Raw genomic sequence first — 8135 nt, 5'->3', positions numbered from 1 at the left:
CTGACCATCCACCGGGAGATCGACCTGGCCACTCACCGGGATTTCCGGTGACCACACCAGGAATTTTGATGGCCACCAGCCGGGAGAAATCTGGCCGCTCAACTGGAGAACGGCGTGTCCGCTAGCAGTCTAGAAGCCGGAGCTCGGTTCAGCTTGGGTGCGATCGTTGATCCATCGGGTCGGAAGCCGCGCTGGCCCGGGTGTGCGGGAAAGCGTTAGCTCCTGCGCCACACCATCACAGCCAGGCACTGCCGATATCGGTCAGGGAGACAGCGATCAATGCGGTGGACACGTCAGGCCACAGCCAGTTCTCCACATCACGCACCACATTGGCGAGCCGATCAAGAGGGATGAGAGCGGCCTGCTCGGGATCGGGAGGCCACGTGGGAGAGGTGTGCACCTCCACCAGGCCATGCCGTGCCAGAGACACGACAGCATCGGCGAGAAGCGGCACGGCTTCGATACGTTGATCTTGAGTGCCGTTGTGCGTCAAAGCCGCCGCAAGCTCCCACAGCAGGACGTCGCCCGCCTCCGCTTCCTCCACCACGAAATGCTCAACAGGCGTCAACCCCTCAAGCTCGTTCACGAACGCATTCTTCCTGATGCCGTGCGCACGGGCGGGGTATGCCGGACTGCCTTTGGCCGGCCTACTCGGCTGGTTGTCATAATCGCCGGAGGAGAGAGCAACCGGCATTGCGGTCATAAGGCCTCAAGAGCCCTCCCTGAAATGATCTGTGGCCCTGCGGCAAGTGAGGCAGAATACCGGCGCGTGAGGGATAGACCGGCGGGTCTGGCGGAGGCCGAACTGATGGTGGCACTGACCGAGGGCTGGGGCATCGAGCCCCACTCGGTCGAGTATCTCCCGGTGGGCGCAGGCAGCTACCACTGGTCGGTGGTGGATCAGCGTGGGACTGCGTGGTTCGTCAAGGTCGATGACCTCGGCGTCGAGGACGCTGGACGTGATGATGCGTTCGACCGGCTCGGCCGATCGTTCGGTGCCGCCCTGGCACTGCGCCGGGACGCGGGGCTCGACTTCGTCCTCGCGCCGATCCCGACCACGACCGACGCCGCGGTCTGGCGGCTGACCTCGCGGTACGCCCTGTCGGTGTTTCCAATAGTGGCGGGTGCAGCCGGGCACTTCGGTGCGCACCGGCCCGAGGATCGCGCCGAGGTAATCGACCTGCTGGCCGAGCTGCACGAGGCAACCCCGATCGTGGCGGACACCGCATCACGGGCTGACCTGGTGCTGCCCGCTCGGGACAAGCTGGAGGAGGCACTGCGGGACCTCGATCGGGAGTGGACCGGCGGGCCCTATGCCGAGCCAGCCCGCAAGCTGCTGTCCGTCCATGCCGGGCAAGTCCAACGATTGCTCGCCGACTTCGACCGGCGGGTCGACCAGGTACGAAACACCGCGGCGGTCTGGGTGGTCACCCACGGCGAACCGCACCCCGGGAACTTCATGCGTACCCCGGCTGGACTGCGGCTCATCGACTGGGGCACCGTGCAGATCGCTCCGCCGGAGCGGGACCTGTGGATGCTCACCCCCGCCCTCGCCCGCATGCTCGGCGAGGACCCGGCTGCCGACGTCGACGACGTACTCGTCCGTTACACCCGGGCCACCGGCCGGACCGTCACACCGGCCGGCCTCGCTCTCTATCCTCTTTGGTGGCGGCTCGCCGACATCGCCATCTTCGTCGACGAGCTGCGCCGGCCGCATGGCACCGGTGAGGACATCGCTGCGTCGTTGACCTATCTCACCGGCTATCTCGAATCCAGCCGGGACTGACCTGCGGTCCGGATGCCGGTGCGGCGCCCTGTGCGGCACACCCGGGCATGTCATCTGGCTGCCAGCCCTATCAGCGCAGGAGGACGCGCTCCGACGCCTTAACAGGCTGTTCGAGTGAGGCCGTTGCAGTACCCGTTGCAGCAAACGCCCCGGAGCTTGATCGCTACGGGGCGTTTTCGCTGGTGGGGCTACCAGGACTTGAACCTGGGACCTCTTCCTTATCAGGGAAGCGCTCTAACCGTCTGAGCTATAGCCCCGTCGTGCGGTGCAGAGAACACTATCGTCTTCGTCGGGCGGAGGCGAATCGTCTCTCTGACAGGGAAAAGCTTACCGTGCTCTGGCGCCGTGTGCGTCCATGGAACGGAGTCGTTTGCGGGTGTGGGCGGGGGCGGTGGGGGTGCCGTCGGGTGGTGGTGCTGGTGGACGGCAGCCCCCGGGCCACGGGTGTTCAGGTCTACTCGGCCTCGCTGAAGGTCACCTCGACGCCGCCCACCAGGTCGGAGGCGACGTTGTAGATGACCGAGCCGAGGGTGGAGAGGGCGGTGATCAGCACGACGTTCACCGCGCCGAGCAGGGCGGTGTAGCCGAGGATGCGCACCGGCTCGAACCAGGACTTGATGTCGATGCCGCTGTTGGTCTTGCCGTCGGCGACGGTGAGCTGCGTCACGGTGTTCACGATCGAGTCGAAGACGCCGAGCGCGGACAGCACGCCGTACAGGACGGCGACGGCCACGAACAGGACCACGAAGCAGACGAGCGAGACGACGAAGCTGAACTTCATCGCCGACCAGGGCTCCACCCTGCGCAGGACGAGGTGGGCCTTGCGGGGGGCCTTCAGCGGCGCGGGCTTGTCGCGCCGCTCCTGGCCGGTGATCGGCTCCGGGGTGGCCAGGGCCGAGACGTTGCCGAGGCCGGACTGCTTGGACGCGCCGCCGGGGCCGGACGGCCTGCCCCCGCTGGACGGACGCCCGCCAGGACCGCCCGCAGAGCCGGGGCGGCCGGGGCCTCCCGGACCACCCGCGCCGCCCGGACCTCCTGGGCCGCCAGGGGCGCCCGGGCCCCCGGGACCGGGGCGCGGGGGTGCGGACGGCATGGAACCCGAGGAGGGCGGCGGCAGAGGGGCGGACGGAGGCTTCTGGGAGGGCCTCGTAGGGCCGCCGCCCGCGCCGTCGGAGGAGGGCGACCACGAGTTGTCGGGCATGGCGGAGGAGCGGATGCGCATGGTGGCGTCCCTGCCCTCGCCGTTCTCACCCGGGCCCGCGTTGCCGCCTCCAGGCTTCTGGCCGTCGCCGGAGGAGGCAGCGGCGTCGTCGTCACTGGTCACGACGACAACTGTGTCATCCGGCGGGTCGGTCGACGCGCGGACTTTACCCGGAGCGTCCGGGCTGTTCACGCTTTCTGTTACCTGGTTTCGGGTCGACGAGTTCATTGAGGAGGCCGGCCTGGGCCCCTTGGTCGTCGTCGTGCTTCGCTTGCGGTTCGGCGAACCCGGAGGTTTGCCGGAGCCACCCGAGTTGGATTGTGGGCTCATTCGGTGTCATCTCCCCCGTTGTCCGCGTTCTCCGTGATGTCGGAGGTGTCCCCGTTTTCGTCAGTGTCCAGCGATTCCGCGTTGCGGGCGAGGGCGACCACACTGTCCCCCTCAGACAAGTTCATCAGGCGCACTCCCATGGTCTGGCGGCCGGACTGCTTGATCTCGCCCGCGCTCGTACGGATCACCCCGCCTGCGGAGGTGATCGCGAACACCTCGTCTTCGGGACTCACCATGACTGCTCCGACCAGCTTGCCACGGGCACTGACAATCTTGGCAGTCAGCACACCTTGCCCGCCTCTTCCTTGTACGGGATATTGATCCGCAGGTGTCCGCTTCGCATACCCGCCTTCGGTCGCGATAAGCACGTCGTCGCCATCGCTGACGACGTTCATGGCCAGCAGTTCGTCGCCGTCCAGGAACCGCATTCCGATGACGCCGCTCGTGGCGCGGCCCATGGGACGCAGCGCCTCGTCGGAGGCGGTGAAACGGATGGACTTGGCGCCCCGGGAGACGAGCAGCAGATCGTCCTCCTCGGAGACGAGCCGAGCCGCGATCACCTCGTCGTCCTCGCGGAGGTTGATGGCGATCAGGCCGCCGGACCTCGGGGAGTCGTACTCCGACAGCCGGGTCTTCTTCACCAGGCCGCTGCTGGTGGCCAGCACCAGGTAGGGCGACACCTCGTAGTCGCGCAGGTCGAGAACTTCCATGACATGTTCGTCGGGCTGCATGGCCAGAAGGTTCGCGAGGTGCTGGCCGCGCGCGTCGCGGCCGGAGTCGGGCAGCTCGTAGGCCTTGATGCGGTAGACGCGGCCCTTGTTGGTGAAGAAGAGCAGCCAGTGGTGGGTGGTCGTCACGAAGAAGTGCTCGACGATGTCGTCCTGCCGGAGCTGCGCGCCGCGCACGCCCTTGCCACCGCGCTTCTGGGCACGGTACAGGTCGGTCTTGGTGCGCTTGGCGTAGCCGCCACGGGTGATCGTGACGACCATGTCCTCCTCGGCGATGAGGTCCTCGATGGACATGTCGCCGTCGTAGGCGATGATCTCGGTCTTGCGCTCGTCGCCGTACCGGGAGACGACCTCGGCGAGCTCGTCGGCGACGATCTGCCGCTGCCGGGACTCCGAGGCCAGGATCTCCTGGTAGTCGGCGATCTGCGTCATCAGCGACTCGTACTCGTCGATGATCTGCTGGCGCTCCAGGGCGGCCAGCTTGCGGAGCTGCATGTCGAGGATGGCCTGCGCCTGGATCTCGTCGATCTCCAGCAGCTCGATCAGGCCGCCGACCGCCTGCGCCGCCGAGGGCGACCGGCGGATCAGCGCGATGACCTCGTCCATGCGGTCCATCGCCTTGAGCAGACCGCTCAGGATGTGGGCGCGCTCCTGCGCCTTGCGCAGCAGGTAGCGGGTGCGCCGGACGACGACCTCGATCTGGTGGGTGACGTAGTGCTTGACGAACTGGTCCAGGCGGAGCGTCCGCGGCACGCCGTCGACCAGCGCCAGCATGTTGGCGCCGAACGTCGTCTGCAGCTGGGTGTGCTTGTACAGGTTGTTCAGGACGACCTTGGCGACGGCGTCGCGCTTGAGCACGATCACCAGGCGCTGGCCGGTGCGCGAGGAGGTCTCGTCGCGGACGTCGGCGATGCCGGAGACCTTGCCGTCCTTGACGAGCTCGGCGATGGTGAGCGCGAGGTTGTCCGGGTTGACCTGGTAGGGGAGGGCGGTGACGACCAGGCACTGGCGGCCCTTGGGGTCCTCCTCGACCTCGACGATGGCGCGCATCGTGATCGAGCCCCGCCCGGTGCGGTACGCGTCGTCGATGCCGCGGCGGCCGACGATCAGCGCGCCCGTGGGGAAGTCGGGCCCCTTGACGCGGGCGATCAGCGCTTCGAGCAGTTCCTCCTCGGTGGCCTCCGGGTGCTCCAGGCACCAGCGGACGCCCTCGGCCACCTCGCGCAGGTTGTGCGGCGGGATGTTGGTCGCCATGCCGACCGCGATGCCGGCCGCGCCGTTGACCAGCAGGTTCGGGAACCGCGATGGCAGGACGACGGGCTCCTGGGAGCGCCCGTCGTAGTTGGGCTGGAAGTCGACGGTCTCCTTGTCGATGTCACGGAGCATCTCCATGGCGATCGGCGCCAGCCGGCACTCGGTGTACCGCATGGCGGCGGCCGGGTCGTTGCCGGGGGACCCGAAGTTGCCCTGGCCGTCGACCAGCGTGTAGCGCAGCGCCCAGGGCTGCGCGAGCCGCACGACGGTGTCGTAGATCGACGCGTCGCCGTGCGGGTGGTAGGAGCCCATCACGTCGCCGACGACGCGGGAGCACTTGAAATATCCGCGGTCGGGCCGGTAGCCGCCGTCGTACATGGCGTAGAGGACACGCCGGTGCACGGGCTTGAGGCCGTCGCGGACATCGGGGAGCGCCCGGGACACGATGACCGACATCGCGTAGTCCATGTAGCTGCGCTGCATCTCGGACTGGATGTCCACGGGCTCGATGCGGTCAGCGGGGGTCCCCGGCGGGACGTTGACTTCAGTCACGGGTGGTGTGTCCTTTTACGAGATGAGCGAGATATGTCCGTACGGCGGCCGCTACACGTCCAGGAATCGGACATCCCGTGCGTTTCTAATGATGAACGATCTGCGCGCCTCGACGTCCTCCCCCATGAGCACGGTGAACATCTCGTCCGCCTGGGCGGCGTCGTCGAGGGTTACCTGAAGAAGCACCCGGGTGGCCGGGTTCATGGTGGTGTCCCAGAGCTGGGCGGCGTTCATCTCGCCGAGACCCTTGAAGCGCTGGACACCGTCGTGCAGGCGCGGGTCGCGCCTTCCCTGCTCGATGCCGGCCTGGATGACGGCGTCGCGCTCGCGGTCGGAGTAGGCGTAGCTCGCGTCCTCGCCCTTCCGGTCCCACTTGATCTTGTAGAGCGGCGGCTGGGAGAGGTAGACGTGCCCGGCCTCGATCAGCGGCCGCATGAAACGGAACAGCAGCGTCAGCAGCAGCGTGGTGATGTGCTGGCCGTCGACGTCGGCGTCCGCCATCAGGATGAGCTTGTGGTAGCGGAGCTTCTGGATGTCGAACTCGGCGTGCACGCCCGTGCCCAGCGCCGTGATCAGGGCCTGGACCTCGTTGTTCTTGAGGACCCTGTCGATGCGGGCCTTCTCGACGTTGAGAATCTTGCCGCGGATCGGGAGGATCGCCTGGAACTTCGGATCACGGCCGCCCTTGGCCGAGCCGCCCGCCGAGTCACCCTCGACGATGTACAGCTCGCACTTCTCCGGCTCGGTCCACTGGCAGTCGGCCAGCTTGCCCGGCAGCCCCGACCCGGCCTCCAGCAGCGACTTGCGCCGGGTGAGGTCGCGGGCCTGGCGCGCGGCGATGCGGGCGCGGGAGGCCTGCAGGGACTTGTTCAGGATCTCCTTGGCCTCGCCGGGGTTGCGCTCGAACCAGTCGCGCAGCGAGTCGTTGCAGGCCTTCTGGACGAACGACTTGGCCTCGGTGTTGCCGAGCTTGGTCTTGGTCTGGCCCTCGAACTGAGGGTCGGCCAGCTTGACCGAGATGATGGCGGTGAGGCCCTCACGGATGTCCTCACCGGTGAGGTTGTCGTCCTTGCCTTCCTTGAGGATCTTCTGCTCGCGCGCGTAGCGGTTGACGATGGTGGTCAGCGCCGCGCGAAAGCCCTCCTCGTGGGTGCCGCCCTCGGCGGTGTTGATCGTGTTCGCGAAGGTGTAGACCGACTCGGTGTACGAGGCGTTCCACTGCATGGCGATCTCGACGGAGATGCCCTCGCCCTCGGCCTCGAAGTCGATGACCGAGCCATGGACGGGCTCCTTCTTCGAGTTGATGTGCTTGACGAAGTCGGAGATGCCGCCCTCGTAGTGGAACGTCACGACGTGCGGCTCGCCGTTGACGTGGTCGGCCCGCTCGTCGCGCAGGACCATCGTCAGGCCCTTGTTGAGGAAGGCCATCTCCTGGAACCGGCGGGACAGGGTCTCGAAGTTCCATGACGTCGTCTCGAAGATCGAGTCGTCGGCCCAGAAGGTGGTCGACGTGCCGGTTTCGTCGGTGGGCTCGCCCCGCTCCAGGGGGGCGTTGGGGACGCCCCGGGTGTAGGACTGGCGCCAGTGGTGGCCGTCGGTCCTGACCTCGACCTCCAGGCGGGAGGACAGGGCGTTCACGACCGCGGCGCCCACGCCGTGCAGACCGCCGGAGACGGCGTACGACTTGCTGTCGAACTTGCCGCCCGCGTGGAGCACGGTGAGCACGACCTCGACGGCCGGGCGCTGCTCGCCGGGGACGATGCCGACCGGGATGCCGCGGCCGTTGTCGACGACGCGGACGCCGTTGTCGGCGAGGAGAGTGACCTCGATATGGTCGGCGTACCCGGCGAGCGCTTCGTCGACCGAGTTGTCCACGATCTCTTGGACCAGGTGGTGCAGGCCTCGTTCTCCGGTCGACCCGATGTACATGCCGGGGCGCTTTCGAACCGCCTCAAGCCCTTCGAGAACGGTGATAGAGCTAGCGTCGTAGGACAAGTGCCAAATCCTCCTGCCGTCGGACACGCGGCGGGAGAGGCCATAATGGGGCTGCCCCTGCCGTGCCCGTCACCGTCGTGAGTGCCTCGATGCGACCACCCAGGGGTACCGGCGCGCGGCCGGGGGTGACTCGCATGCGGACGTGTCCGGAATCCGGTTTCATTCTACCGGTCAGAAGCGCATCAGGTGGCATTGACGGCCGCTGTGATGGCCTGTCGGGCGTTGAATACCCTCTTCGGCATCCCCCCACTAGGGATGGGGGTCACCACCGCCAACGGGATTCTGATCG

4 protein-coding genes, 1 tRNA gene and 1 pseudogene are annotated in these 8135 nt (G+C 67.4%); 1 reads left to right on the top strand and 5 read right to left on the bottom strand.

What is annotated here, in order from left to right:
- Window positions 1-235: 235 nt before the first annotated feature.
- The gene (locus tag DQ384_RS18455; protein ID WP_114030057.1) at window positions 236-586 is read right to left on the bottom strand and encodes a hypothetical protein; all 351 of its coding nucleotides are present in this window, start codon (window positions 584-586) and stop codon (window positions 236-238) included.
- A 222-nt stretch (window positions 587-808) separates the two neighbouring features.
- Here DQ384_RS18455 and DQ384_RS18450 point away from each other — a divergent pair, with 222 nt between their 5' ends.
- Window positions 809-1786 (top strand): phosphotransferase, encoded by a 978-nt coding sequence (locus DQ384_RS18450; RefSeq protein WP_245966577.1) that lies wholly within the window; start codon window positions 809-811, stop codon window positions 1784-1786.
- 180 nt (window positions 1787-1966) lie between these two features.
- Here DQ384_RS18450 and DQ384_RS18445 read toward each other — a convergent pair.
- From DQ384_RS18445 to gyrB, 4 genes and pseudogenes are all read right to left on the bottom strand, one after another.
- Window positions 1967-2043, bottom strand: a tRNA-Ile gene (locus tag DQ384_RS18445).
- A 197-nt stretch (window positions 2044-2240) separates the two neighbouring features.
- A pseudogene (locus DQ384_RS44185) lies at window positions 2241-2618 on the bottom strand (DUF3566 domain-containing protein); the annotation flags it as partial.
- Between the two features lie 695 nt (window positions 2619-3313).
- Complete coding sequence (gene gyrA, locus DQ384_RS18430) at window positions 3314-5851, bottom strand: DNA gyrase subunit A (RefSeq protein WP_114030055.1); 2538 nt, start codon at window positions 5849-5851, stop codon at window positions 3314-3316.
- A 51-nt stretch (window positions 5852-5902) separates the two neighbouring features.
- On the bottom strand, window positions 5903-7846 hold the full coding sequence (gene gyrB / locus DQ384_RS18425; protein WP_114030054.1) for a DNA topoisomerase (ATP-hydrolyzing) subunit B: 1944 nt from the start codon (window positions 7844-7846) through the stop codon (window positions 5903-5905).
- Between the last annotated feature and the right edge of the window lie 289 nt (window positions 7847-8135).

The sequence above is a fragment of the Sphaerisporangium album genome (assembly GCF_003323745.1).
In the GTDB taxonomy this organism is placed as follows: Bacteria; Actinomycetota; Actinomycetes; order Streptosporangiales; family Streptosporangiaceae; genus Sphaerisporangium; species Sphaerisporangium album.
This window is presented reverse-complemented; position numbering and strand designations above follow the sequence as displayed.